Raw genomic sequence first — 22,774 nt, forward strand, 5'->3', positions numbered from 1 at the left:
GTCGTAAGCGCCCGCTCATCGCCCTTTGCCTTGCGGCTTGACTATTCTCGGAAGTTCCAGGGCATGAGCGCGGCGATATCGCTTTGCATGTGCTGGTCGAGGATCTTGCGGAGCGTGGCGGCGATATAGGCCTTCGGGGTTTATGCCATTGAGGCGGCAGGTGCCGATCAGTGAGGCGATGCGGGCCCCAGGTTTTCGCCCCGTCGTCGGAGCCCGCGAAGAGCGCGTTTTTCCTCGTCAGCGGAATCGGACGGATCGCGTTTTCGACGCCGTTGGTGTCCATTTCGAGCCGACCGTCCGCAAGGAACCGGGTCAGCCCCGCCCAACGTTTGAGCCCGTATCGGATGTGCCGCGCGAGTTCGTTCGTCGAGGAGAGCTGCTGCAGGCAGCCCTCGAGCCAGGGCCGCAGGGCCTCGACGATCGGCCTGGAGAACCTCTGCCGGATTTTCACGCGCGTGGCCGGGTCACGGCCGCGGATTTCCTTTCGATGGCGTAAAGCTGCGCAATGCGCTCGACCATCTCGTCGCAGATTTCCGACGGCGTATCCTTGGCGAACTTGACGAAGCGGCGCCGCCAATGCGTCCAGCAATAGGCGATGTCCCATGGCTTTGCGGTCTTTTTCGGATCGGCCAGCTGGTCATAGCCGCCGTGGCCATCGACCAGCAGCGTGCCGCCGGAGAACCCCTTGAGGATCTCTTGCGCGACCTTGCCTGCGCGACTGCGCGCGTGATGAAAGACCACGATCGGGGGATCGCCGCCACCCCAGCCACGCTGATCGCGCAGCACCACCCAGAGCCAGTCGGTGCGCACCTCCCGGTGCCCGGCGCCAGCACCGGCACGGTGGTCTCATCCATCTGCAACCGGTCGCTGCGGCGCAACTCTGTCATCATCGCGTCGATCACCGGCGCCAGAAGCTGTGCCGCCCGCCCGGACCATTCCGCCAGCATCGTGCGGTCAAGATCGAGCCCCTGGCGGCGATAGATGTCGGCCTGACGGTAAAACGGCAGGTAATCGCCGAATTTGGCGACCATGCAATGCGCCACCAGCGCCCGGTCGGCAGGCCGCGCGGCACCAGCCATTCCGGCGCCGGAGCCTGGGCATGCTGCGCGCCCGCGCAGGTCCGGCAGACATATTTCGGGCGCACCGTCACCAGCACGCGGAATTGCGCCGGGATCACATCGAGCCGCTCCGTCCGGCTTTCGCCAACCCTTTGCATCGCGCCGCAGCCGCAGGGGCAAAGGATGCTCTCCGGTTCGATGACCTGCTCGATCCGGGGCAGATGCGCGGAAGATTGCCCTTGTTACGCTGCGGCGGAGCAGCTGGCGCCTTCCGGGGGCCGATCACCTTCTCGGCCGCTTCGCTGGCCGCCGCCAGCATCCCGGCCGCAGCCTCGACATCTTCGAATGGCAGGTGATGCTGGTCCGGATCGCCCTTCTCGGACTTCGCGCCGAAAGCATCGCGGCGCATCTGCGAGAGCAGGCGTTCCAGCCGCGCGCGCGCCTCCTCGACTGCGGCAAGACGTGTTTCCGCCTCGATCCGCGCGGTCTCGGCGGCAGCCCGCGCGGCTTCGGCGTATGCGGCGGCCACGGCCCATTGATATTTTTCTTGCGGGTGTCGGAGGAGCGAGCGGACGGGTGCGCGTTGCGGCTTTGTATCGCCCTCAAATGATCTCACTGGGGAATCCCCTGATGAGTTCATTTCACGAGATCTGAGGGGGCCTCATTTTCCGCCCCCCCGGGCATAGGCCCATGGCATCAGCGCGTCGATGTTGCTGGCCAGGTGGCCATTGGCGAGGCGGGTGAAGAGATCGCGCAGATAGGCGTAAGGCTCGACACCGTTCATCTTGCAGGTGCCGATCAGGCTGGCGAAGCGGGCCCAGTTGCGGCCGCCCTCGTCGTGACCGGCGAAGAGCGCATTGCGGCGGTTCATCGCCGGGCTGCGGATGGCGTTCTCGACCAGGTTCGAGTCCATGTCGACCCGGCCATCGTCGAGGAAACGCCGGAAACCATCCTCGCGCTTGAGCATGTAGATCATCGCCTTGCCGAGGTCGGTTTTGCTCGAGACCCGCTTGGCCTGGGCCGCGAGCCAGAGGAAGAACGCGTCCACCAACGGGCGGGAGAGGTCCTGCCGCATCGCCCGGCGTCGGTCGGGCGCGGCGCCGCGGATGGCATCCTCGATCTTGTAAAGCGCGGCGATGCGCAAAAGCGCCTCGTCGACGATGGGCGAGCCTGTCTTTGGCTTGGCCTTGATCAACTGGCGTCGGCCGTGCGCCCAGCAGAACGCCAGCTGCAAAGGCTTGCCGCCCGCGCGTTTCGGCGTGGCCAGATGGGTATAGGCGCCATAGGCATCGACCTGGATCGTGCCCTCGAAGCCCGCGAGGATTTCGTCGGCATATGTGCCCTTCCGGCCGGGGCGATAGTGGAACACCACCCCCGGAGGCGCCGTCCCGTCCCAGCCGCGATCATCGCGCAGCACCGCCCAGAGATAGCCGGTCTTGGTTTTGCCTTTCCCGGATCCAGCACCGGGGCCGTCGTTTCATCAACGTAAAGACGGGTGCTTTCCGCAATCAGGCGCTTGGCCATGTGCTCGACCACGGGGGCGATCAGCGCGCCGGTGCGGCCCATCCAGTCGGCCAGAACCGAGCGGTCGATCGGCACGCCATGCCGCGCCATCACCACCGCCTGGCGGTTCAGCGGCATGTGCTCGGAATGTTTGGAGACGGCGATTTGCGCCAGCAGCGCCTCGGTCGGCCAACTCCCCTCGAGCAGATGCGCGGGAGCTTTGGCTTGCACCACACCTGTGCGGCCCTTCGGGCAGGCATATCGGGGGCGGATCGTGGCGATCACCTGATAGCGCGCCGGGATGTAATCGAGCCGCTCGGTCTTGTCTTCGCCGATCCGGACCATGTCGCCACAGCCGCAGGGACAGATGATGCTTTCGGGCTCGATCACCCGCTCGACCCGCGGCAGGCTCTCGGGCAGAGCCCGGGCCTTGCGCGGGGGGCGCGGCGTTTGTTTCTCGGGATCCGGTTCGTTGGCGGCGATCCGGTCTTCGACGGCGGCAATATGGGCCTGCGTTTCGGCAATCGCCGTTTCCAGATCTTCCAGCGCCAATTCCAGCTGCGCCGGATCGAGCTTTTCCGACTTCGGCCCGAACTTCGTGCGCCGGTAATCCTGAACCTGACCTTCCAGCTTGGCGAGCAGCGCCTTCAGCTCGGCGATGAAGGCGTCCTTCTCGGCCCCAACCGACTGCTCATGCTCCCGTGCGGCGCGCTCCACCGAGGCTTCGAACCGGGCCGCTTCCAACGCCGCCTGTTGGGCCGCAAAGGCCTGCACCACCTCGGGCGGCAGGTCCGGAAACTGGCTGAGATCGAAAGGCTGCGACATGCGCCTTTCTACCCGATCCGGGAGGGAAAGCCCAATAAAACAAGCCCAAAATCTGCCCGCCGAGTCATCCCGCCGCAGTCGGCGCCTGCACCCGCTGTGCCAGAACCCGGCGCCAGTCGAGGCCCTCGAACAAGGCCTCGAACTGCGCCCGCGAAAGTCGCATCACCCCGTCCTGCACCTTCGGCCAGGCGAAGCTGCCCTGTTCCAAAACCTTGTAGACCAGCACCATCCCGGTTCCGTCCCACACCAGGATCTTCAGCCGGTCGCCGCGCTTCGAACGGAACACCACCGTCACCCCGGAATGCGGGTCGAGCTTCAGCTCGCTCTGCACCATCAGCGCGAGCGCCTGATGCCCGCAGCGGAAGTCCACAGGCTTCGTCGCGATCAGGACAGGCAGACGCTGGCCCGCGACGATCATGCCAGATCCCGCAGGGCTTTGACCAGTTCGGCCACCCGGGCGCCCGGAATGCCGTCGGGAACCCGCAACACGACGCCCTTGCCGATCTCGATGCTCACGCCGTCGGTCGCGGCCGCCGCGTCGCCGTCAACCGCCGGTTCCACCGACAGCGGCACGAAAGCAGCGGCGAAGTCCGCCACCGCCTCCTCCGGCAAGGCCAGACGCCCCGCCCGCGCCTGACGGCGCCAATCCGACAGCTGGTGCGGCAGAACCCCATGACGACGCGCGACATCGCCGACCCGTGCGCCGAGCTGAAAACTCTCCGCCACGATCCGCGCCTTAACTTCATCCGGCCAACGCCGATAACCCCGTGTCCGCGAAATCACATCGATCCGGCCACCAAAACCTTCGCCTCCATCCGCCATCACGGCCTCCTTCTGAAACTTCAGAAGGAAAATCGCCGTTCACGCGACCGGCTGGAACCGACGATTTCAATGGGTCAGAGACGGCGCATACGCTTCGGCCTCGGCCAGACGCCGTTCAAGATCTGCCACCCGGGCCGTGCTGGTGCTGCGTGATGCCATGGCCCGAGACTACCCCACAACACCCCGCAAGGACGCCATAAAACACGGCCCGAGTCACCCTGTCGCGGCTCACCCTGCCAGCCGCGGCCTCTGCCTGCGCTCGGCCCGGACAGCCCGCCAATCGACGCCCTCGAACAGAGCGGCGAATTGCGCCGGGGACAGCCTAATGACCCCATCCGCCGGCTTCGGCCAGGCAAAGGCACCGCCCTCGAGCTTCTTGTAGATCAGGATCAGACCGGTCTGGTCCCAGACCAGGCACTTCAGCTGATCGCCGCGCTTCGAGCGGAACAGATACACCGCGCCATTGTAGGGATCGTGGCCGAGCACGTTCTGCACGACCAGCGCGAGCCCCGCGTGACCTTTGCGGAAGTCCACCGGCCGCGTCGCCAGATAGGCGCGAGTGATCCCGCCCGGCAGGATCACGACGATGTCTCCCGCAATGCCGCAACCACCCGCCCAAGATGCGCCGCGTCGAAGCCGGTCGGCACGAGGATCCGCACCCCGACGATCTCCAGCTGAAGGCTGGTCCCGGGTTGATCGCCCGGCACGGCGCCCCCGCTCACCATGATCGGCACGAGCCCGAGGGCATCATCCTCCGGCATCGGCAAAAGCCCCTCGCGCGCGGCCCGACGCCAGGCATGCAATTGCGGCGCCGAAACCCCATGACGCCGGGCCACGTCGGCCACCGTCACCCCGTCCCGAAACGTCTCGAGCACCATTGCCGCCTTCACATGCTCGGGCCAGCGACGGCGACCGGTCGGCCCCGTCACGATGTCGATACGACCAGCGTATCCAGGATCATCACTGTGAGAACTTACGTAAGTTTGTATGTCGCTATCCATCGACGCCTCCGTTGTTACGGGCGTCATCTCGGATGACATCGCCCCTCAAACAACGAGGGCGATGGCCGGGCGCTTACCCCCGGTCAGCGGGTTCGCCGCAACATGGCCGTGCCGGGTGATCGGGCGGAACAGTGGGCCGGTGTCGATTGCCGATGCGGACAGCCACGCCTCAACCGCAGCGACGGGGCAATGGCGGGTGCGACCGTGGGGAATGCCGATGCGGCGACCTGCCCCCTCCTGATCGGTCTTGCTGCGCTTGATCGTCACGATCAGACCTTGGCGGACAGTTTCGATGTCGGCCCGGTCCAGCGCCACCAATTCAGAGCGGCGGAAGCCCCCGGCGAAGCCCAGAAGCAACAAAGCCCGGTCGCGCTGGTCGCGCAGGGTTTCCCCCAGGCTGTCCAGAACCAGAAGCAGGTCATCGCGCATCAAAGGCTTGGCCTGTCGCTGGGCGGTGCCATGTTTGCGGCGCAGGCCGCGCAGCGTGGCTTTCACGATCTCGGAGCGGACGGGGTTCGGCAGTCCCGCCATTTCGTGCGCCTTGGAAATCGAGGCCACCCGGCGCTGGATGGTCGCCACAGCATGGTGCCCCGCATGATCGCCGATATAGGCGCAGACCGTGGCCGGGGTTGCGGGCAGCGACCCGCCCCAATCTTGGAAGTGGGCCAGATCACCGCGCAAGGCCCGTTCGGTGGCCGGGGCGAGGCTGTGCCGCAGCAGATCGGTTGCCTCGTCGGTCAGGGCTTCCCGCGCCGCAGGTAGGAACGTATCGACGTTGCAATTAACTGCAAAACGTTCGACCATTTGCCCCTCCTGATCGTCCCTGTTGACCCGTGATAATGGGTGAGTATCCGAGGTTAAAACCACGTCACGCATCCCGCGCCTCCTTCATCACACTCGCCCGAATGCGGTTCAGCAGCGGCAGATCGTGCCGCATCAGGTCGAGAGCCTGCACCGCAGCCTCTGGGTCCACGCCCAGAGTTTCGAACATCAACTGCGCGTGGAGGCGGTCGGAGAGGTCGCCCCCGACACGGCGGGTCAGCAAACCGCCCTCGACCCGGAACAGCACCTGACCGAGGAACCCGACACGCTGGCCGGGGGACAGCATTGCGCGGGCGAACTCCGCCACGCCTGCTTGCGTCGCGGCCAGTCGGGACAGGGCCAGCTTGCCCTCGCGGGTGAACATGTCGAGCGCCCAGCCGGGAACACCGCCGATCATCACCTCGGGCGGCAGGGGGTCATCAGTCGTGCCTGCCCGCAGGCCGTTTTCCAATGCCAAAAGGGCCAGCAAAGGCGGCAAGGCCTCGCCCGTCTTGCGGTAGCCTTCGCGGCAGATCGCCAGCGTCGTGGGCGCGGTGCCGAGTTCATCCAGCAGGTCGAAGGCCAAGGCGACCTCGCCGCGTCGGACCGGCAGCTTGCCACCGGGCCGGTCGGTGCCCGAGAGGAAGACGGTGGCAAGGGCACGGCTGTGCAGGTTGGGCGTGGTCAGCGCGATCAGCCGAAGGCGGGGGTTGGTCTCGGCGGCTAGGGCGCGGCGGGTATCGGCAAGGCCGGGCAGCGTTTCCAGCGCCATGAAAAGGTCATCGGTCGCCCGGCTTTTCGGGGCTTCGGCCAGAGCCTTGACCACGACCGACGCCACGGCCCAATCGCCCCCGATGGCGGCCCGGAACCGCTTGCCGGTCAGTGCCGCGACTGTCAGGCCCACGGTCGGCAGGCTTCCCAGCCCGACATCCTCGAAGGCGATGCCGCCCAGCCTGCGCCAGAGGCGGTCGGGGGCATCCCGCAGCAAGGTGGCGGCGGCGTTCAGGGCCAGATCGGCACGGCCCCGGCGAAGGGCCTTCTGCAACATGCTCATGGCCAGCCAAGGCGAAATCGGCAGGGGCTGTCCCTGTGGGACACGCTCTTGCGCGGCGATCCGTTGGATCAGGTCAGTTCGAAAACGAGAAATCAGGTCGGGGTCAGTCATCCATCGCACCTTCGATTTTGGAAGGGGGATCAATGACTTGCGACCCTCATTAAGCGTATGAGATTGGCCACCTAAGGAAAGGAAAGAACACCTGGGGATGCCGATTTCCGCGCCGCAACCGGGTTGGCGGAGGGGGGTTGGCAGCGACACACGGAATGTCGCCGCCGGGAAGGTTCCCTTATCTTTCCACCACACCCGCCGCCGAAACCGCGCAGGATCAGCGGGTTACAGCGCGTCTGACAGTTCCGATTTCTGTCCCTCACCGTCAGATGGTGGGGTGGGCGATGGCCTTCTTCTTGGCGGCGGCAGCCTCCAACGCTGCATCATCGTCATCGGACCAGTTGGACCAATCGGCAGCGCCCTGTGTCTTTGCCGATCCGGCGAATGATCCAGCCTTCTGGGCGTCGTAGAAATTCTGGACGTAGGTCCGATACCGTTGATACAGGCGCAGCTTCAGTTCGAGGGAAAAGCCAAACCAACGCGGGCCGTAGAGATCGGCGGGATACTTGACCTTGACCTCATGCTTCCCCGTCAATCTCGGAAACTTGGCCTCATAGAGCTTTGCCTTCTTTTCCAGCCATTGAGCTTGTTCGAGTTCAAACGCAGCATCTTCATCAAGATCGTCGATCTTTGCCGTATTCTTCCCCGCAATCAGTTCATTGACATCGTCCCCGGCCTTCCCCTTTCCCTTCGGGTGCGGATGCACCTTCTTCGTTGAAGTGGTTTTCATGGCTTCCGTGGGAGAGGACGGAAGGGAAGTGTAATCGGTTGGCTCAGCGACTGGCGCGTCAACGGGTGCGGTGAAAGGCTCAGCTATCGGCATGGCCACTGGCGCTTCCATCGGCGCGTCTGTCGGCCCCAACCTCGCACGGTCGGACGCCTTGCCTGCATGTTCCAGCGCGAGCATGGTCGGCTGCAAGTAGGTGCGCACGGTCGAACCCTGAAACCTGCCCCGCACCCGTCGCAGCAGCCCGTCCGTTTCCAGCCGATGCAACTCGCGCTTCACCTGCGGAACCGACAGGCCCGACCACTCAGCCCAGCGTTCGCGGGGGTAAACCGACCACGGCCCCAGATAGCCCCGCTTCTTGATGTTCGACGCCCGCCAGCGAAAGATGATCTCGCGGAGCAGCGCGAAGGCTTTCGGATGATCCAGCGCCCAAGCACGGAAGTCGGAGTTGTCCGTGATGGGGTATGGCAGAAGTGTCCCGCTCATCGCCAATCCCCCGATTTCAGGCCCAGAAGGCGGTTAGCAGGGGCGGGCAAATTGACTTTGTTGCCCAAGGGGTGGCTTTCACCAGTTAGCAAGCCTAAGCGATTGAAACGGTGTGTGAAAAAGTGAACCCTACGGGCTGCCACTTCACTCATGCAAGTTTTTGATTTTGATCAGTAATCTGCAAGGTGGAAAATCTCTACCCACAATCTACCCATGACAAAAAGACCCTAGAAAGCGGCCCTTCGGGCGCTTCGGCAGGCTGGAAGCGATCACGTATTCGTGAACTCAACCTCATCATGGATGATTGTCCCAAGAACATTCCGCACACTGTTCGAAGTATGCGCCGTCCGGTTCAATGCTGCGATCATAGAACGTTCGAATGTTTCGCGACGCACATCTAGGGCAAGTTTCGATGCGATCTGCACGTTCCCGGCTCAATATTCCAACATAATGCTTAATGATTGCTTCAACCGCATCGGCGGAAACCTGCGCTGAACTTCTGCTAGCGTTTCGATGATGAGTTAGCCAATTTACCAGCGGCCAAGCTTTCTCAACAAGTGCTTTCAGATATGCTCGAAGTTCGGCATTTCTTTCACCCGGAAGCACATGATGCGCGAACAACCTATTCCACTCAACTACCGCTGCATCCTTCGGACGTTCCCCAAAGTCAACATCGGCAAAATGTCGTCTGACCGTCCCGACCAGAGTAACCAGACATTCGCGAAGCTGCATCCCTACAGCCTGATAATCAACGGCTTCAACGGCCCTTTCCAGAAGGTCGCAAGCTTGTTGGTGCCGCCTAAACACTTCATCAAACGGGGTTTCGGCAACTTCGTCGGCGTCACGCGACGAACTCATAACTCGCATCATAAGACCAACATGAAACGAAAGCGTGTAATCAAGACTTGGAAAGTGCCGCTGCGAATATAGGTTCGTCGGATTGGTAATGACCCACCAACGGTTTTTGTCGGTCACAACGTCCCACATTTCGTAAGGCGTTCCTAAAACATACTCCGTTTTAATTCGCTCAACGTTCTGAACATCTTCGTCGGATGCCTGACCCAAGATATAGTTTGCAATGTCTTGTTCAGCATAGAAATCGCGAACGGGGCTGTATCGGCCAAGTTGATCTGCGGGCAAAGGATGGTCCGGCGGCAACGTGCAGTCGTCGGCTTCGTCTTTTTCGTTCGTCATGACACCTTACCATTTTTGCGCTTCGGAACCGTAACCCGGAACAAACACAAAAAAAAGCCGCCCCCGAAGGGACGGCAGTTGCTTCCTATTGGCCTTGAGGAAGATCAGAAAGCTTCGGCGGGGATGCCCACAAGGGGCACGTCGGGGTCGATACCCGCAGCGGTGCAGGCTTGGCGCATGGTGGCCCCGCTGGCGACCCGCAGCACGGCAACAAGCGGGAAATCTGGCCGTCCTGCTCTTGCCAGCCAAGCGACGTGTTGCGCCCTGTCTGCCAGCCATTCCTGCCCCTCAGGCCTGCCTATGGTCTTCGCGTGTGAGACGGCAATTCCACTGTGCCTGCCGTTCCCGCCCAAGACGGCACAATCCCCCCCGACGACCGTCTTGCAAGCCCCCCCCTCGCGGGCGGGTAAACATATATCTTGACTATTTTTATCAGCGCCCATATCCGACAATTTAAATAAGATAAGGACCTGCCATGCTTGCCCCGCTTCTGATCATGCTGCGCGAAGGGCTGGAAGCCGCGCTCGTCATCGTCATCATCGCCAGCTATCTGCAACGCACCGGCCGCGGGGCCTGGATCGGCGCGATCTGGGTCGGGGTCCTGTTCGCGGTCGCGCTCTCGCTTTTCGTCGGCGCCGCGCTGCAATTCCTGCAGGCAGGCTTCCCGCAAAAGACCCAGGAGGGGTTCGAGGCCGCAGTGGCTCTGATCGCCGTGGCCGTGCTGGTCTGGATGGTGTTCTGGATGCGCGCCGCCGCCCGCTCGATCCGCGCCACGCTGGAACAGGGGATCGACAGCGCCTTCGACACCGCACCGGGTCGGGGCACGGTCTGGGCGCTGGTCGCCATGTCCTTCCTCGCCGTCGCGCGCGAGGGGCTGGAATCGGTCTTCTTCCTGCTGGCCATCTTCCAGCAAAGCCCGGGCCCCGCCGCCCCCCTTTCGGCGCTGGCGGGCATCGCACTTTCGGTCTTGCTGGGCCTTGGCCTGTATTCGGGCAGCCTGCGCCTTGATCTGCGGCGGTTCTTCCGGCTCTCGGGGCTGTTCATCCTGTTCGTCGCGGCGGGGCTTCTGTCGGGGGCGCTGCGCAGCCTGCACGAGGCCGGGCTGTGGAATGCGCTACAGACACCGGCCTGGGATCTGAGCCAGACCCTGCCGACGGCCTCGGTCCTTGGCACCATCCTCTCGGCGCTGCTTGGCTATCATGACAGCCCGACGCTGGGTGAGGTCGGCCTTTGGGCGGCTTTCCTGGCCGTGACCTTGCCGCTGTTCCTGCGCCCCGCCCGCGCCCCTCATCCGCAAAAGGCCTGATCCGATGACCTCTTCCGCACAAGCGCCGTCCGGGCGCCTCCTCCCGCTGCTTCTGGGCACCGGCGGCCTGCTGGTTCTGGGCGGCGTCGCGCTGTTCTGGTTTGCCTCGGCGCAGAACCGGCCCGAAACCGCGGGCGCGGTCGAGGTCACCGTCACCGCCACCGCCTGCGAGCCGATGGCGCTGGAAGTGCCCGCCGGAACGGCCCGGTTCCTGATCCGCAACGCCTCGGACCGTCCGGTGGAATGGGAAATCCTCAACGGCGTCATGGTGGTGGCCGAACGCGAAAACATCGCCCCCGGTTTTTCCTCGGTGCTGAGCGAGCGGCTGAAACCCGGCGTCTATGACATCACCTGCGGGCTTCTGTCCAATCCGCGCGGCAAGCTGACGGTGCGGGCCACGGCCGAAAGCGCCGCCGAGACCGCCGCGCCGCCGCTGCGCGACTTTCTGGGCCCGCTTTCCGAACGCAAGGTGCAGCTGATGAAATCGGCGGGCAGGTTCGTGGGCGCGACGCAGGCGCTGGAGCGGGCGATCACGGCAAGCGATCTGGCAGCGGCAAAGACCGCCTGGGCCGAGGCCGCCGCGCACTGGGCCAGCCTGGGCATGGTGGCGCCCCGGGCGGCGGATCTGCAAAATCGCATCGCCCCGCAGGCAGCCTGGCTGGCCGGGCGCGAGGCCGACCCGGCCTTCAGCGGCCTTTCCCGGATCGAATACGGGCTCTTCGCGCAGGCCTCTCTGGACGGTCTGGCCCCGGTGGCGGCGGCGCTGGCCACGGATGCGACGGAGTTCCAGAGCCGGGTCAAGGCCCTTGACGGCACGCCCGAGGCCCTTGCCGCCGATGCTGCCCGCTATGCCCGCAGCCTGTCAGAGACCGGATCTCTTGCGGTTTATGCGGGCGAAGACCGGGGGCAACTGAGTGCGGCGCTGGACAGCCTTGACCGCGCCCGGGCGGTTCTGGACCCGCTTCTGAGCGCGGCCGACCCGGCCCAGGCCCAGACGGTGGGCGCCGCGCTGACCACTGCCCGGGAAGCCATTGCCTCCACGCCCGCCGACCCAAAGGCCGCAACCGAGGCCTTTGCCGCCCTTGCCACCGCCTTCGACGGCATCAATGCCAAGCTTGGACTGGAGCCCTGAGATGACCTCTTCCCCCTCGCGCCGCAGTGTTCTGGCCGGGCTTGGCCTCGGCCTTGCCGCCTGTCCCTTCAGCCTGGGTCCGGCCCGGGCCGAGACCGCGCCGCAGGCCTCGGCCCTGACCGCCGCCCCGCAGGCGGGCGCGACCTCGGCCGCGGACCGCATCGCCCCCCATGGCCGGTTTCAGGCCGGCATCGTCACGCCCCGCCCGGCCTGGGGACTTGTGGCCGCCTTCGACGTCATCGTGGACACCCCCGCCGATCTGGAGCGGCTCTTTCGCCGCCTGACCGCGCGGATCGCCTTTTTGACCAGCGGCGGCAAGGTGCCCGAACTCGATCCCGCCCTGCCGCCCGCCGACAGCGGCATTCTTGGGCCGGAACTGCGCCCCGATGCGCTGACGGTGACCCTGGCGCTGGGTGCCTCGCTTTTTGACGCGCATCCCTGGCTTGGCCCGCAGCGCCCGGCGCAGCTGACCCGGATGACCGGCTTTCCGAATGACGCGCTGAACCCCGATCTGTGCCATGGCGACATCGCGATCCAGATCTGCGCCAACACGCAGGAAACGATCATCCATGCGCTGCGCGATCTGATCAAGACCCTGCCCGACCAGCTGGTGCTGCGCTGGAAGCAGGAGGGCAACGTGCCCGTGATTCCGCCGCAACCTGCGGGCGTGGTGGAAAGTGCGCGCAATTTCCTCGGCTTCCGCGACGGCTCGGCCAATCCCGACAGCGCCGATGCGGCGCTGATGGAGCGCGTGCTTTGGGTGCATGACGCCGCCGAGCCAACCTGGGCGAAAGACGGCAGCTACATGGCGGTGCGGCTCATCCGCAATTTCGTCGAACGCTGGGACCGCACCCCGCTGATCGAACAGGAGCGCATCTTCGGCCGCACCCGGATCACTGGCGCGCCGCTCGACAAGCGCGACGGCACCGAGGCTGACGTGCCCGATTTCACCGCCGATCCCGAGGGCGAAGCCACGCCGCTGGACAGCCATATCCGCCTTGCCAACCCGCGCGATGCGGGCGGCGAGCGGCATCTGATGCTGCGCCGTCCCTTCAACTATTCGAACGGGGTGACGAAATCGGGCCAGCTCGATCAGGGGCTTCTGTTCATCGCCTGGCAGGCCAGCCTGAATGACGGTTTCATCGCCGCACAGACCCGGCTGAATGGCGAACCCCTTGAAGAATATATCAAACCCGTGGGCGGAGGCTATTTCTTCGCCCTGCCGGGCTTTGGCCCCTCCCCCGATGATTACCTCGGCCGTCAGCTGATCGACGCCATCGGCCCCGCCCCGCAGAAGACGTAAGAAAGGACGAAACCGATGAAACTTCTGTCTCTGGCCGCCACGCTGGCGGTGCTTGCCACGCCGCTGGCCGCGCAGGAAGCGACGCTGGATCTTGTGGCGCCGATTGCGGACTACAAGCTCTATGTGTCTGAAAACACTGAACAGCTGGTGGCCGACACCACCGCCTTTGTCGCCGCGGTGAAAGCGGGCGAGATCGACAAGGCCAAGGCGATGTTCGCGCCGACGCGGCTGTCTTACGAAAAGATCGAACCGGTGGCCGAGCTCTTCGCCGATCTGGATGCGCCGATCGACGCCCGCGCCGATGATTACGAAAAAGCCGAGGCCGATCCGGCCTTTACCGGCTTTCACCGGCTGGAATATGCGCTTTGGGTCGAGGGCAAGACCGATCACGTCACCGCCATTGCCGACAAGCTCGAGGCCGATGTGATCGAACTGGCCAAGCGCATCGACGGGCTGACCTTCCCGCCCGCGGTGGTGGTCGGCGGCGCCTCGGTGCTGATGGACGAGGTCGCGGCCACCAAGATCTCGGGCGAGGAAGACCGCTATTCCCGCACCGATTTGTGGGATTTCCAGGGCAATTTCGACGGCGCGAAGAAGATCGTCGATCTCTTCGGCCCGATGGTCGAGGATCGCGACTTCATCGCCTCGGTCGAGGGGAATTTCGCCAAGGTCTATGAAACGCTTGGCAAATACCGCGAGGGCGAGGGCTTCGTGAGCTACGAGAAGCTGACCGACGAGGACCGCAAGCGGCTTTCCGCGCTGGTCAACACGCTGGCCGAAGATCTCTCCACCCTGCGCGCCCGGCTTGGCCTGAGCTGACCCCCGCTTTCGAACGCCCTCCGGCCGGTTCGGGGGGCGTTTGCCTTTCGGGCAGCTTCATTGCGCCGCAGCGGGCGGCTGTTCAGGGAATCGGAAACAGATCGGACTATAACGGGGCGAATCGATTGCACCGGGACGCCCGTGATGGCCAGGACGACAGCGGAACAGACCGACGGAAAACGCCCCGGCTTCACCCCCGTGCCGCTCAAGGCATGGCTGTGGCGCTCTTATGTCAAGGCGGCGCTGATCCCGCTTCTGCTGATCGAATTCGGCTTCATCGCGATCTACTGGGGCACCAGCCAGGTGGTCTATGACCGCTCCGCCGCCGCGATCACCCGGATTTCCACCGACACCGTCCGCGACGCCGCCACGCGCGAGGCCAATATCATCGCGCATCGGCTGGCCACCATCGCCGCCGTGACCCGCATCTATGCCGAGGAAACCGGCCGCGCGTTGCAGACCCCGGCCAGCGTCTCGCAGGCGGAAAAGGACAATCACGCCCTTGGCCCCGACGGCGCCTTCCACACCTTGCGCGATACCGGCGGCTCGGCCGTGTTCTATTCCGGCATCGTCCCGGTGGGCGCGGCGGAAAAGGACAAGGTCTGGCGCACGGTGCGGCTTGATCCGCTGATGCGCGCGATGAAGGACAGCGATCCGTTGATCGCACAGCTTTATCTGAACACCTGGGACAGCCTAAACCGCATCTATCCCTGGTTCGACGTGCTGAAGATCTATCCGCCGAAGATGGATATCCCGAGCTACAATTTCTACTACGAGGCCGATGCCGCCCATAATCCCGAACGCAAGCCGGTCTGGACCGATGCCTATGTCGATCCGGCGGGCAGCGGCTGGATGGTGTCCTCGATCGCGCCCGTCTACGGCCCCGAACGGCTGGAAGGCGTGGTCGGCATCGACGTCACCATCGGCACCATCGTGCAACGCGTCCTCGACATCCGGATTCCCGGCGACGGCTATGCCGTGCTCGTGGGCCGCGACGGCACGATCCTGGCCCTGCCCCCCAAGGGCGAGGGCGATCTGGGGCTGAGCGAACTGGTCGGCCACAGCTACGAGGAGGCGATCCTCAAGGACACGTTCAAGCCCGCGGAATTCAACATCTTTCAAAAGCCGATGCTGACCGAACTGGCCGGGGCGATGCGCACCGCGCCCGAGGGGGTGCGGCGCATCGACCTTGGACGGCCGATGATCGCCTCCTGGGCGAAGGTGGCGGGGCCGAACTGGTCGCTGCTGGTTCTGGCCAGCGAAGACAGCGTGCTGGCCGCCTCCAGCGATCTGCGCAGTCAGCTGGCCTTCGTCTCGAAGGTGATGGTGGGCATCCTGCTGGTCTTCTACGCCGGGTTCTTCGCCTTCCTGTGGCGGCGCTCGGCGACGATGAGCGACCGGGTGGCGCGGCCGCTTGGCGATCTCGAACGGCGGATGGCGGTGATTTCGGACGGTGGCACCCTGCCCCCGGCGCCGCCCTATGCCATCGAGGAATTGCAGAAGGTGGGCGAGCATCTGGTGACGATGGGCGACAAGCTGGAAGCCGCGAACCGGACCAAGGCGAATTTCCTCTCGGCGATGAGCCATGAACTGCGCACGCCGCTCAATGCGATCATCGGTTACGCCGATCTGCTGGAAGGTTCGGAGGGAGAGCGGCTTGATGGCGCGCGGCTGGCGCAGGTGCGGGCGATCGCGGCGGCCGGATGGGATTTGGTGCGGCTCGTCGATGTGGTGCTGGATCTGAGCCGGATCGAGCGGCAGGATCTGCGCCAGACGGCCGAGCCGCTGGCCCTTGTGCCACTGCTGGAGGCCGCGCTGGAGAGCCAGCGGGCCGAGGCGGCGAAACGCGCGATCAGCCTTGATCTGGCCTTGCCGCAGGGGCGGCTGCCGCAGGGGCTGGGCGATGCCAAGACCCTGCGCCGGATCCTTGATGAACTGCTGTCGAATGCGGTGAAATACAATGTCGCCGGGGGAAGCGTGACGGTGCGGATCGACCCGGAAGAGGCGGGTTTCCTGCCGGTGCGGATCATCGACACCGGCGTCGGCATCGGCGCCGAGCATCGCGACGGCGTGTTCAAGGCCTTTCACCGTCTGGGGCACGAGAACAGCACGATCAGCGGCGCGGGAATCGGCCTTGCCATCGCCAAGCGCTTCGCCGAGGCCTCGGGCTGCGGGCTTGATTTCGACAGCGCCGAGGGCCTGGGCAGCACCTTCACCCTGCGCATCCCCTGCCGCCCGCAGTGACGGCGGCAAACGCCAGACTACGGCTCTGCCAGACGGTTCATTTTCGAATGTGGGAGGAGTGGTACCGCCTCCCCGGCTCGAACGGGGGACCTCTGGATCCACAATCCAGCGCTCTAACCAACTGAGCTAAGGCGGCACTGAGGGGGCATTTAACGGGCGATGCGGGGGATTGCAAGGGGGGAAAACGCCCTCTGGCCGTGCCAGCGCTTGCCCCCTTGCCGCAGTTTGGCTAGGCACGGGCAAAATGGAGGCTGCGATGGGCATCAACGACGAAAACGACATGGCCGGCGACCTGCAGATCGGCCCGACCGATCAGGGCATGGTGCGAATCTTCGTCAGTGGCGAAGGCTTCGAGCTGCCCTTCGACTTCGACCCCGAAGAGGCCGAGGAAATCGCCCGCGAATTGATGGATGCGGCCGAAATCGCCCGCGGCATCCTCGAGGGCGGCCAAAAGGGCGGCAAGCCCAAGGGCAAGCGCTAGAACGTCCCCCCGGGGTCGGACCGGCCCGCCAGCCGCAGGGCCGCGGTGCGGGCAAAGCCCTGCGTCACCGCCTTGCGCCGGGGCGCGGCCAGCCTTGCCTCGGGGGCCATGCGCAGGATCTCGGCGCCGAACCGGTCGGCCAGAATCAGCCCGGTGTCCTCGGGCAGGATCTCGGTCGGAAAATCCGGGGCCACCGCCCAGAAGAAGCGGTCGGCATAGTCCAGATAACCCTGCCATTTCCGGTCCGCGGTGAAATCCGCGCGCGAGGACTTGCACTCGACCACCCAGATTTCCCCCTTGCGGCCCAGCGCCATCACGTCTACCCGCAAGCCGGGACGGGGCACGACCTCTGCCAGACAGGCAAAGCCGTGATCCATCAGACAGCGGCTGACGCCACGCGCAAGAAGATGTCCCAAAGAAAGATCGTTCGCCATCCGGAAAGCATGAACGAATAGAGAACGACTGTCGAGGGGGTTGACGCATATTGCCGCAGTTGCAAACATGCGGGCCAGAGCCATCAAAGGGAAGACCATGGACGACTACCAACGCCGATTGGCGGCCGCGCGGGCCGAGCTGGAGGCCGCTGGCCTGCGTGGTCTGCCGCATCCGCTGCAGAATCGGTTGATGCGGCTGCTGGGCGGCGAGGCGCGGCCCTGGCCCTATCTGCCGCTCGGTGTGCGGATGATGGCCTATGCGATTCCCTATGCGCTGATCTGGACCACGGCGAATTTCTTCCTGCGCTGGAAGGATCATCCGATCGAACCCGGCGAGGCGGTGGTTTCCACCGTGATGACGGTGGCGCTGTTTTCGATGCTGATGCTGGGCTACGAATTGCGGCGCTGGCAATCGGTGAAGCTGAGCCGCTGGGAAGACCTGTAACGCCCTTGCCGCGGCGGGTCGCTGCCCCTATCTTGCGGCTTGGCGGTTACTGCTCTTCGCGTGAACGGGGCCTTTTTCCAGTGGCCGATAACCATTCCTGAGGGAGCTGGCTCTGCCTTGGCCCTGGCCTTGGTATCTGGCACCCACCTGACTTGTCAGGCTCTCGGGAAATTTCGCCCCCACGGTCGCTGCGGTTTCCGCCACCCTCCTCCGAGCACCCACAAATCAAAAACCCCCCGCCTTGCGGCGAGGGGGCTTTCGTCTTCCGGAGGCCTTCGAGAAATCTTACCGCGGGCGGCGCGGATACCTGCCCCGCGCGCGCGGATCATCCCGCACCGGGACGGGAATCGCGATCAGCTCTGCCGCCGCATCGAAACGGGGGATCGCGTCACGCTTGCCGCCCCCGGGGGGCGTTTCGGATTCGGCCATGTTCATCACCGCAATGCCGAACTGCACCGCCGAGAACACCACCGTGTTGAAGGTGAACAACAGCGCCACCGCGATATAACCGATATCGGAGCCAAAGATCAGATGGCGCAGATGCGCGACGTCAAAGCCCAGAAGCAGGGCAACGAACAGGGCCGAGAGCCCCGCCCCGAAGATCACGTTGCGAATGTAAAGACGCACGAGTTCCGGCATGACGATTCCTCCGTCGTTGGAATCATTCTAGCGCAGTCTGGCGGAATTCAAACCGCAAATTTGCCGTTTTGCCGCAGATCCGTCACAAAATATTGGTGAAGACGCCCCTTGTCGTCACGACGAATCGCTCAGAACGCCTCGGGGCGGATCTCGCGGGCCATGTGATCGAGCACGGCATTGACGAATTTCGTCTCTTTGCCCTCGGGGAAGAAGGCGCGGGCGACCTCGACGAATTCGTTGATGACGACCTTGATCGGCGTCGCCGGATTGACCATTTCCGCCCCGGCGGCGCGGAAAAGCGCGCGCAAGACCGGGTCGATACGCTCGATCGGCCAGGCGGCGACCAGCGCGCGGTCCGTGGTCTGGTCGATCTTCGCCTGCCACATCACCGCATCATCCAGCAGGCGGCGGAACAGATCGTAATCGCCCTCGGCCAGTTCCTCGCCCTCGTCGGTGGTCATGCCGAAGCGGAAGCTTTCGAATTCGCGGGCGACGCGATCCACCCCCTGCCCCGCCGCTTCCATCTGGAAAAGCGCCTGCACGGCATAAAGCCGGGCGGCCGAGCGCATCCGGCGTTTTTCTTCCGGGCTCGGCTTGCGGGGCTTTTCGGAGGTGGTCTCGGTCATGATATGCGATCCTTGGGGCTGCCCGGTCAGTTGCTGTCGCCCTTGGGGCGGAAGCCGATTCCCTGCGTGCGGGTGGCCCATTTGCGCGAGAGCGCGATCAGATGCAAGGCCGCAGCCGCAGCCCCGCCGCCCTTGTCCTGATCGTCAGGCTTCGCCCGGGCCTCGGCCTGCGCCCGGTTTTCCACCGTCAGAATGCCGTTGCCGATGCACAGCCCCTGCAGGCCCAGCATCATCAACCCGCGCGAGCTGTCATTGCAGACCGTGTCGTAATGCGTGGTTTCGCCGCGGATCACGCAGCCCAGCGCGACATAGCCGTCGTAGTCGCCCAACCGCTCGGCCATGCCGATGGCGGTGGGCACTTCAAGCGCGCCGGGCACTTCGGCGATCTCGACCTCGGCGCCCGCCTTGGCCGCCACAGCCTTCGCCCCCGCGATCATCCAATCGGCGATGTCGCGATAATAGGGCGCGACGACGATCAGAAGCTTCACCGGCTTGTCGAAGACGGGCAGCGGCAGGGTATAATGGTTTTCGTTCGCCGCCATCTCAATACCCCCGGGTTTCGTCGATCGAAAGCCCGTAGCCCTCGATGCCGATCACCTTGGGCTTCGGCGAATTCGTCAGCAGTTTCAGATGGCTGATGCCCAGCGCCAGCAAGATCTGCGCGCCCAGACCATATTGACGCAAAGTCTGCGGCGAGGCCTCGCCCGGCATCGGCATCTTGGCCGAAGTTTCGCGCAACAGCACGACAACGCCGCGGCCCTCGGCGGCAATCGCCTGCATCGCGCGGCCCAGATCGTTCATCTTGCCCGGACGCAGCCCCAGCACATCGGCCAGCGGGTCCAGCGCATGCATCCGCACCAGCACCGGCTCGGGGCCGGAAATATCGCCCTTGGTCAGCACGATATGCTCGGCGCCCTCGGTCTGGTCGGCAAAGATCCGCATCGACCAGTCGCCGCCGAATTCCGACTGCACGGCGCGTTGCGCGGTTTCCCGCACCAGATGGTCATAGCGGCGGCGATAGGCGATCAGGTCGGAAATCGTGCCGATCTTCAGCCCGTGTTTCTGCGCAAAGGCGATGAGGTCAGGCAGACGCGCCATCGTGCCGTCTTCGTTCATAACCTCGCAGATCACGCCCGAAGGGTTCAGCCCCGCCAGACGCGAAATATCGACCGCGGCTTCGGTATGCCCGGCGCGGACCAGCACGCCGCCATCGCGGGCGCGCAGCGGGAACAGGTGGCCCGGGGTCGCGATGTCGGCGCGGCCCTTGGTCGGGTCGATCGCCACGGCGACGGTGCGGGCACGATCATGCGCCGAAATCCCGGTCGAAATCCCCTCGCGCGCTTCAATGGACACGGTGAAGGCGGTCTCATGACGGCTCGAGTTCGAGGACGCCATCAGCGGCAGCCCCAGCGCCTCGATCCGGTCGGCGGTCAGCGCCAGACAGACCAAGCCCCGGCCATGCATCGCCATGAAGTTGATCGCATTCGGCGTCGCCATCTGCGCCGGAATGATCAGATCGCCCTCATTCTCGCGGTCCTCGTGATCGACCAGAATGAACATCTTGCCATTGCGGGCATCTTCGATGATCTCCTCGATCGAGGACATCGCATCGCGGTAGCTTTGCTCCACCGGGCCCGGGGTTTCGTGATTGCCAGCTTTGTCCACCGGGTTCGTCATGCCTTCCACTCCGTCAGCCGCGCCACATACCGGGCCAGCGTGTCTATTTCCAGATTGACCTTGTCGCCCACCTTGGCCGCGCCAAAGGTGGTCACCGCCTTGGTGTGCGGGATGATGTTGATGCCGAAGCTGCAGCCATCGACCTCGTTCACCGTCAGCGAGGCCCCATCGAGCGCGACCGAGCCCTTCGGCGCGATGTATTTCGCCAGCGCCCCGGGGGCGCGGAAGCTGAAGCGGGTGCTCTCGCCCTCGTCGCGCAGCGCGGTGATTTCCGCCACGCCATCGACATGGCCCGAAACGATATGGCCGCCCAGCTCGTCGCCCACCTTCAGCGCGCGTTCCAGGTTGATCCGCTTGCCGACCGTCCAGCTGCCAAGGTTGGTTTTCGAAACCGTCTCGGCCGAGATCTGCACCTCATACCAGTCGGCCCCGGTCGCGATGACGGTCAGGCAGACCCCCGCATGGGCGATCGAGGCGCCGATCTCGACCGTGCCCATGTCATAGCCGCAACGGATCCGCGCGCGCAGATCGCCGGTGTTTTCAAGGGCGACGATCTCGCCCAGATCGGTGACGATTCCGGTGAACATGGCTTTCCCTACCGTGATTTCTTCCTGCCTAGCTTGCACGGGCCCGGCACGCAAGGCTTGCTCCCGACGCTTGGGTGCACAGCCGCGGCGCGAAAATGCGGCCCGCCGTCGCGGTGCCGCGGTTTTGCCGCCAAAACGCCGGGGCGGCACGTAATTTGTCGTGACACCCCGCAAGCGAAGGGCCAAAAGGAAGCGTTTTCACCGAGAGTCCCATGCCCAAAGCCTGCCCACGCACCTTTCTGCTGCTGCAAGGTCCGCATGGGCCGTTCTTTCGCCAGCTCGGCGCGATGCTGCGCGCCGCCGGGGCCTCGGTCTGGCGGGTGGGCTTCAACCGCGGCGACGAGGTGTTCTGGGCCGATCCGGCCAGCTACATCCGCTTTGGCGGCCGCCCCGAGGAGTGGCCCGCCCGGGTCGAACGGCTGATCGGGGAAAAATCCGTCACCGATCTGGTGCTTTACGGCGACACGCGACCGGTGCATGCCCAGGCGATCGCCGCCGCCCGGGCCGCGGGCGTCACCGTCCATGTCTTCGAGGAAGGCTACCTGCGCCCCTATTGGGTCACCTATGAACGCGGCGGCGCCAATGGCCATTCGCGGCTGATGGGGCTCTCGGTCGCGCAGATGCGCGCCGCGCTTGCGCAAAGCGAGATCGACTTCCCCGAGGCCCCGCCCCGCTGGGGCGACATGCGCCAGCATGTGTTCTATGGCGCGCTCTATCATTTCCTCGTCATGGTGCAGAACGGGCGGTATCGCAATTTCACCCCGCATCGGGGCCTGCCGGTCTTTGACGAATTCCGCCTTTACCTGCGCCGGTTGCTGCTGATGCCCTGGCAGGCGCTGGAACGGATGCTGGCCACGCGGCGGGTGCGCCTTTCTGGCCATCCGGTGCATCTGGTGCTGTTGCAGCTGGAACATGATGCCTCGTTCCGGATGCACTCGCCCTTCGCCAGCCAGACCGAGTTCATCGACCTTGTGATGGCCGGTTTCGCCACCGGCGCCCCCCGCCATCATCACCTTGTCTTCAAGGCGCATCCGCTGGAAGACGGCCGCGCCCCGATCCCGCAGACGATCACCGCCGCCACGGCCCGGCACGGGCTGGCGGGCCGGGTGCATTTCATCCGCGGCGGCAAGCTGGCCGAGCTGCTGGCCCAGGCGCGCTCGGCCGTGACGGTGAATTCGACCGCGGCGCAGCAGGTGCTCTGGCGCGGGCTGCCGCTCAAGGTCTTTGGCCGCGCCGTCTTCGACAAGCCGGAATTCGTCTCGACCCAGCCGCTGGCCGAGTTCTTCGCCAGCCCGCAGCGCCCCGACACCCGCGCCTATCGCGACTATCGCCATTATCTTTTGGAGACGTCGCAGATTCCGGGCGGCTTCTATTCGGCGCGCGGGCGGCGCATCCTGCTTCGGCAGGTGGTCGACATGATGCTCTCGCCCGAGGACCCCTATGACACGCTCAGCGCGGGCAAAGCGGCGCCGCGGCAACAGTTGCGCGTGGTGACGTGA

General features: G+C 65.0%; 22 protein-coding genes, 1 tRNA gene, 1 other RNA gene and 2 pseudogenes. 9 read left to right on the forward strand and 17 right to left on the reverse strand.

Going from position 1 to position 22,774, the window contains the following annotated elements:
* Positions 1-41: 41 nt before the first annotated feature.
* From tnpC (ACTTAG_RS15950) to ACTTAG_RS15995, 10 genes and pseudogenes are all read right to left on the reverse strand, one after another.
* A pseudogene (tnpC, locus tag ACTTAG_RS15950) lies at positions 42-1,587 on the reverse strand (IS66 family transposase).
* 132 nt (positions 1,588-1,719) lie between these two features.
* A pseudogene (tnpC, locus tag ACTTAG_RS15955) lies at positions 1,720-3,386 on the reverse strand (IS66 family transposase).
* 64 nt (positions 3,387-3,450) lie between these two features.
* Positions 3,451-3,804 carry an IS66 family insertion sequence element accessory protein TnpB gene (tnpB, locus tag ACTTAG_RS15960; RefSeq protein ID WP_444462228.1) on the reverse strand — a complete coding sequence of 118 codons (354 nt, stop codon included), beginning with the start codon at positions 3,802-3,804 and terminating at the stop codon, positions 3,451-3,453.
* Positions 3,801-4,208: an IS66-like element accessory protein TnpA gene (gene tnpA, locus ACTTAG_RS15965; RefSeq protein WP_444462229.1), complete on the reverse strand. Its 408-nt coding sequence runs from the start codon at positions 4,206-4,208 to the stop codon at positions 3,801-3,803. Before tnpA (ACTTAG_RS15965) ends, tnpB (ACTTAG_RS15960) begins: the two co-directional genes overlap by 4 nt.
* A gap of 228 nt (positions 4,209-4,436) precedes the next feature.
* On the reverse strand, positions 4,437-4,790 hold the full coding sequence (gene tnpB, locus ACTTAG_RS15970) for an IS66 family insertion sequence element accessory protein TnpB (protein WP_444462574.1): 354 nt from the start codon (positions 4,788-4,790) through the stop codon (positions 4,437-4,439).
* Positions 4,787-5,248: an IS66-like element accessory protein TnpA gene (gene tnpA / locus ACTTAG_RS15975; protein ID WP_444463195.1), complete on the reverse strand. Its 462-nt coding sequence runs from the start codon at positions 5,246-5,248 to the stop codon at positions 4,787-4,789. The genes tnpB (ACTTAG_RS15970) and tnpA (ACTTAG_RS15975) overlap by 4 nt, the downstream gene beginning before the upstream one ends.
* Before the next feature lie 6 nt (positions 5,249-5,254).
* Positions 5,255-6,013, reverse strand: a complete 759-nt coding sequence (locus tag ACTTAG_RS15980; RefSeq protein WP_444463196.1) for a site-specific integrase — start codon at positions 6,011-6,013, stop codon at positions 5,255-5,257.
* A gap of 64 nt (positions 6,014-6,077) precedes the next feature.
* On the reverse strand, positions 6,078-7,058 hold the full coding sequence (locus ACTTAG_RS15985; protein WP_444463197.1) for a hypothetical protein: 981 nt from the start codon (positions 7,056-7,058) through the stop codon (positions 6,078-6,080).
* Positions 7,059-7,440: 382 nt separating this feature from the next.
* Positions 7,441-8,388 (reverse strand): hypothetical protein, encoded by a 948-nt coding sequence (locus ACTTAG_RS15990; RefSeq protein ID WP_444463198.1) that lies wholly within the window; start codon positions 8,386-8,388, stop codon positions 7,441-7,443.
* A gap of 294 nt (positions 8,389-8,682) precedes the next feature.
* Positions 8,683-9,582 (reverse strand): hypothetical protein, encoded by a 900-nt coding sequence (locus ACTTAG_RS15995; protein ID WP_444463199.1) that lies wholly within the window; start codon positions 9,580-9,582, stop codon positions 8,683-8,685.
* Between the two features lie 475 nt (positions 9,583-10,057).
* Between ACTTAG_RS15995 and efeU the strand changes: the two genes are divergently transcribed.
* From efeU to ACTTAG_RS16020, 5 genes are all read left to right on the forward strand, one after another.
* Positions 10,058-10,888, forward strand: coding sequence for an iron uptake transporter permease EfeU (efeU, locus tag ACTTAG_RS16000; RefSeq protein ID WP_444463200.1), 831 nt, complete (start codon positions 10,058-10,060; stop codon positions 10,886-10,888).
* A 4-nt stretch (positions 10,889-10,892) separates the two neighbouring features.
* On the forward strand, positions 10,893-12,020 hold the full coding sequence (locus ACTTAG_RS16005) for a cupredoxin domain-containing protein (RefSeq protein ID WP_444463201.1): 1,128 nt from the start codon (positions 10,893-10,895) through the stop codon (positions 12,018-12,020).
* Between the two features lies 1 nt (position 12,021).
* On the forward strand, positions 12,022-13,323 hold the full coding sequence (gene efeB, locus ACTTAG_RS16010) for an iron uptake transporter deferrochelatase/peroxidase subunit (RefSeq protein WP_444463202.1): 1,302 nt from the start codon (positions 12,022-12,024) through the stop codon (positions 13,321-13,323).
* A 15-nt stretch (positions 13,324-13,338) separates the two neighbouring features.
* Positions 13,339-14,142, forward strand: coding sequence for an iron uptake system protein EfeO (gene efeO, locus ACTTAG_RS16015; protein ID WP_444463203.1), 804 nt, complete (start codon positions 13,339-13,341; stop codon positions 14,140-14,142).
* A 144-nt stretch (positions 14,143-14,286) separates the two neighbouring features.
* Positions 14,287-16,386: a sensor histidine kinase gene (locus ACTTAG_RS16020; protein ID WP_444463204.1), complete on the forward strand. Its 2,100-nt coding sequence runs from the start codon at positions 14,287-14,289 to the stop codon at positions 16,384-16,386.
* Between the two features lie 59 nt (positions 16,387-16,445).
* On the opposite strand, the gene ACTTAG_RS16025 is transcribed toward ACTTAG_RS16020, so the two are convergent.
* Positions 16,446-16,522: transfer RNA gene (locus ACTTAG_RS16025), tRNA-His, on the reverse strand.
* A 120-nt stretch (positions 16,523-16,642) separates the two neighbouring features.
* Between ACTTAG_RS16025 and ACTTAG_RS16030 the strand changes: the two genes are divergently transcribed.
* A complete protein-coding gene (locus ACTTAG_RS16030) occupies positions 16,643-16,867 on the forward strand; it encodes a DUF6324 family protein (RefSeq protein ID WP_444463205.1) in 225 nt (74 codons plus the stop codon).
* Here ACTTAG_RS16030 and ACTTAG_RS16035 read toward each other — a convergent pair.
* A complete protein-coding gene (locus tag ACTTAG_RS16035) occupies positions 16,864-17,301 on the reverse strand; it encodes an MmcB family DNA repair protein (protein WP_444463206.1) in 438 nt (145 codons plus the stop codon). The two genes, ACTTAG_RS16030 and ACTTAG_RS16035, sit on opposite strands and share 4 nt — an antisense overlap.
* A gap of 97 nt (positions 17,302-17,398) precedes the next feature.
* Here ACTTAG_RS16035 and ACTTAG_RS16040 point away from each other — a divergent pair, with 97 nt between their 5' ends.
* Both ACTTAG_RS16040 and ssrS read left to right on the forward strand, forming a co-directional pair.
* The gene (locus tag ACTTAG_RS16040) at positions 17,399-17,746 is read left to right on the forward strand and encodes a DUF6404 family protein (protein ID WP_444463207.1); all 348 of its coding nucleotides are present in this window, start codon (positions 17,399-17,401) and stop codon (positions 17,744-17,746) included.
* A gap of 43 nt (positions 17,747-17,789) precedes the next feature.
* Positions 17,790-17,947, forward strand: a non-coding RNA gene (ssrS, locus tag ACTTAG_RS16045) — 6S RNA.
* An 84-nt stretch (positions 17,948-18,031) separates the two neighbouring features.
* Here the strand turns inward: ssrS and ACTTAG_RS16050 are convergent.
* The 5 genes from ACTTAG_RS16050 to ACTTAG_RS16070 form a co-directional block, all read right to left on the reverse strand.
* Positions 18,032-18,385, reverse strand: a complete 354-nt coding sequence (locus ACTTAG_RS16050; RefSeq protein WP_444463208.1) for a hypothetical protein — start codon at positions 18,383-18,385, stop codon at positions 18,032-18,034.
* Between the two features lie 128 nt (positions 18,386-18,513).
* The gene (gene nusB, locus ACTTAG_RS16055; protein ID WP_444463209.1) at positions 18,514-19,011 is read right to left on the reverse strand and encodes a transcription antitermination factor NusB; all 498 of its coding nucleotides are present in this window, start codon (positions 19,009-19,011) and stop codon (positions 18,514-18,516) included.
* A 26-nt stretch (positions 19,012-19,037) separates the two neighbouring features.
* Complete coding sequence (locus ACTTAG_RS16060) at positions 19,038-19,553, reverse strand: 6,7-dimethyl-8-ribityllumazine synthase (protein ID WP_444463210.1); 516 nt, start codon at positions 19,551-19,553, stop codon at positions 19,038-19,040.
* A 1-nt stretch (position 19,554) separates the two neighbouring features.
* Positions 19,555-20,688 carry a 3,4-dihydroxy-2-butanone-4-phosphate synthase gene (ribB, locus tag ACTTAG_RS16065; RefSeq protein WP_444463211.1) on the reverse strand — a complete coding sequence of 378 codons (1,134 nt, stop codon included), beginning with the start codon at positions 20,686-20,688 and terminating at the stop codon, positions 19,555-19,557.
* Positions 20,685-21,275: a riboflavin synthase gene (locus ACTTAG_RS16070; protein ID WP_444463212.1), complete on the reverse strand. Its 591-nt coding sequence runs from the start codon at positions 21,273-21,275 to the stop codon at positions 20,685-20,687. The genes ribB and ACTTAG_RS16070 overlap by 4 nt, the downstream gene beginning before the upstream one ends.
* A 212-nt stretch (positions 21,276-21,487) precedes the next feature.
* On the opposite strand from ACTTAG_RS16070, the gene ACTTAG_RS16075 reads away from it, so the two are divergent.
* Positions 21,488-22,774 carry a capsule biosynthesis protein gene (locus ACTTAG_RS16075; protein WP_444463213.1) on the forward strand — a complete coding sequence of 429 codons (1,287 nt, stop codon included), beginning with the start codon at positions 21,488-21,490 and terminating at the stop codon, positions 22,772-22,774.

The sequence above is a fragment of the Rhodobacter capsulatus genome (assembly GCF_052363185.1).
Classification (GTDB): domain Bacteria; phylum Pseudomonadota; class Alphaproteobacteria; order Rhodobacterales; family Rhodobacteraceae; genus Rhodobacter; species Rhodobacter capsulatus_E.

Coding starts and splice junctions, on each gene's coding strand:
- tnpB (WP_444462228.1), bottom strand. CDS start 3,804: ATGATCGTCGCGGGCCAGCGTCTGCCTGTCCTGATCGCGACGAAGCCT.
- tnpA (WP_444462229.1), bottom strand. CDS start 4,208: ATGGCGGATGGAGGCGAAGGTTTTGGTGGCCGGATCGATGTGATTTCG.
- tnpA (WP_444463195.1), bottom strand. CDS start 5,248: ATGTCATCCGAGATGACGCCCGTAACAACGGAGGCGTCGATGGATAGC.
- ACTTAG_RS15980 (WP_444463196.1), bottom strand. CDS start 6,013: ATGGTCGAACGTTTTGCAGTTAATTGCAACGTCGATACGTTCCTACCT.
- ACTTAG_RS15985 (WP_444463197.1), bottom strand. CDS start 7,058: ATGTTGCAGAAGGCCCTTCGCCGGGGCCGTGCCGATCTGGCCCTGAAC.
- ACTTAG_RS15990 (WP_444463198.1), bottom strand. CDS start 8,388: ATGAGCGGGACACTTCTGCCATACCCCATCACGGACAACTCCGACTTC.
- ACTTAG_RS15995 (WP_444463199.1), bottom strand. CDS start 9,582: ATGACGAACGAAAAAGACGAAGCCGACGACTGCACGTTGCCGCCGGAC.
- efeU (WP_444463200.1), top strand. CDS start 10,058: ATGCTTGCCCCGCTTCTGATCATGCTGCGCGAAGGGCTGGAAGCCGCG.
- ACTTAG_RS16005 (WP_444463201.1), top strand. CDS start 10,893: ATGACCTCTTCCGCACAAGCGCCGTCCGGGCGCCTCCTCCCGCTGCTT.
- efeB (WP_444463202.1), top strand. CDS start 12,022: ATGACCTCTTCCCCCTCGCGCCGCAGTGTTCTGGCCGGGCTTGGCCTC.
- efeO (WP_444463203.1), top strand. CDS start 13,339: ATGAAACTTCTGTCTCTGGCCGCCACGCTGGCGGTGCTTGCCACGCCG.
- ACTTAG_RS16020 (WP_444463204.1), top strand. CDS start 14,287: ATGGCCAGGACGACAGCGGAACAGACCGACGGAAAACGCCCCGGCTTC.
- ACTTAG_RS16030 (WP_444463205.1), top strand. CDS start 16,643: ATGGGCATCAACGACGAAAACGACATGGCCGGCGACCTGCAGATCGGC.
- ACTTAG_RS16035 (WP_444463206.1), bottom strand. CDS start 17,301: ATGGCGAACGATCTTTCTTTGGGACATCTTCTTGCGCGTGGCGTCAGC.
- ACTTAG_RS16040 (WP_444463207.1), top strand. CDS start 17,399: ATGGACGACTACCAACGCCGATTGGCGGCCGCGCGGGCCGAGCTGGAG.
- ACTTAG_RS16050 (WP_444463208.1), bottom strand. CDS start 18,385: ATGCCGGAACTCGTGCGTCTTTACATTCGCAACGTGATCTTCGGGGCG.
- nusB (WP_444463209.1), bottom strand. CDS start 19,011: ATGACCGAGACCACCTCCGAAAAGCCCCGCAAGCCGAGCCCGGAAGAA.
- ACTTAG_RS16060 (WP_444463210.1), bottom strand. CDS start 19,553: ATGGCGGCGAACGAAAACCATTATACCCTGCCGCTGCCCGTCTTCGAC.
- ribB (WP_444463211.1), bottom strand. CDS start 20,688: ATGACGAACCCGGTGGACAAAGCTGGCAATCACGAAACCCCGGGCCCG.
- ACTTAG_RS16070 (WP_444463212.1), bottom strand. CDS start 21,275: ATGTTCACCGGAATCGTCACCGATCTGGGCGAGATCGTCGCCCTTGAA.
- ACTTAG_RS16075 (WP_444463213.1), top strand. CDS start 21,488: ATGCCCAAAGCCTGCCCACGCACCTTTCTGCTGCTGCAAGGTCCGCAT.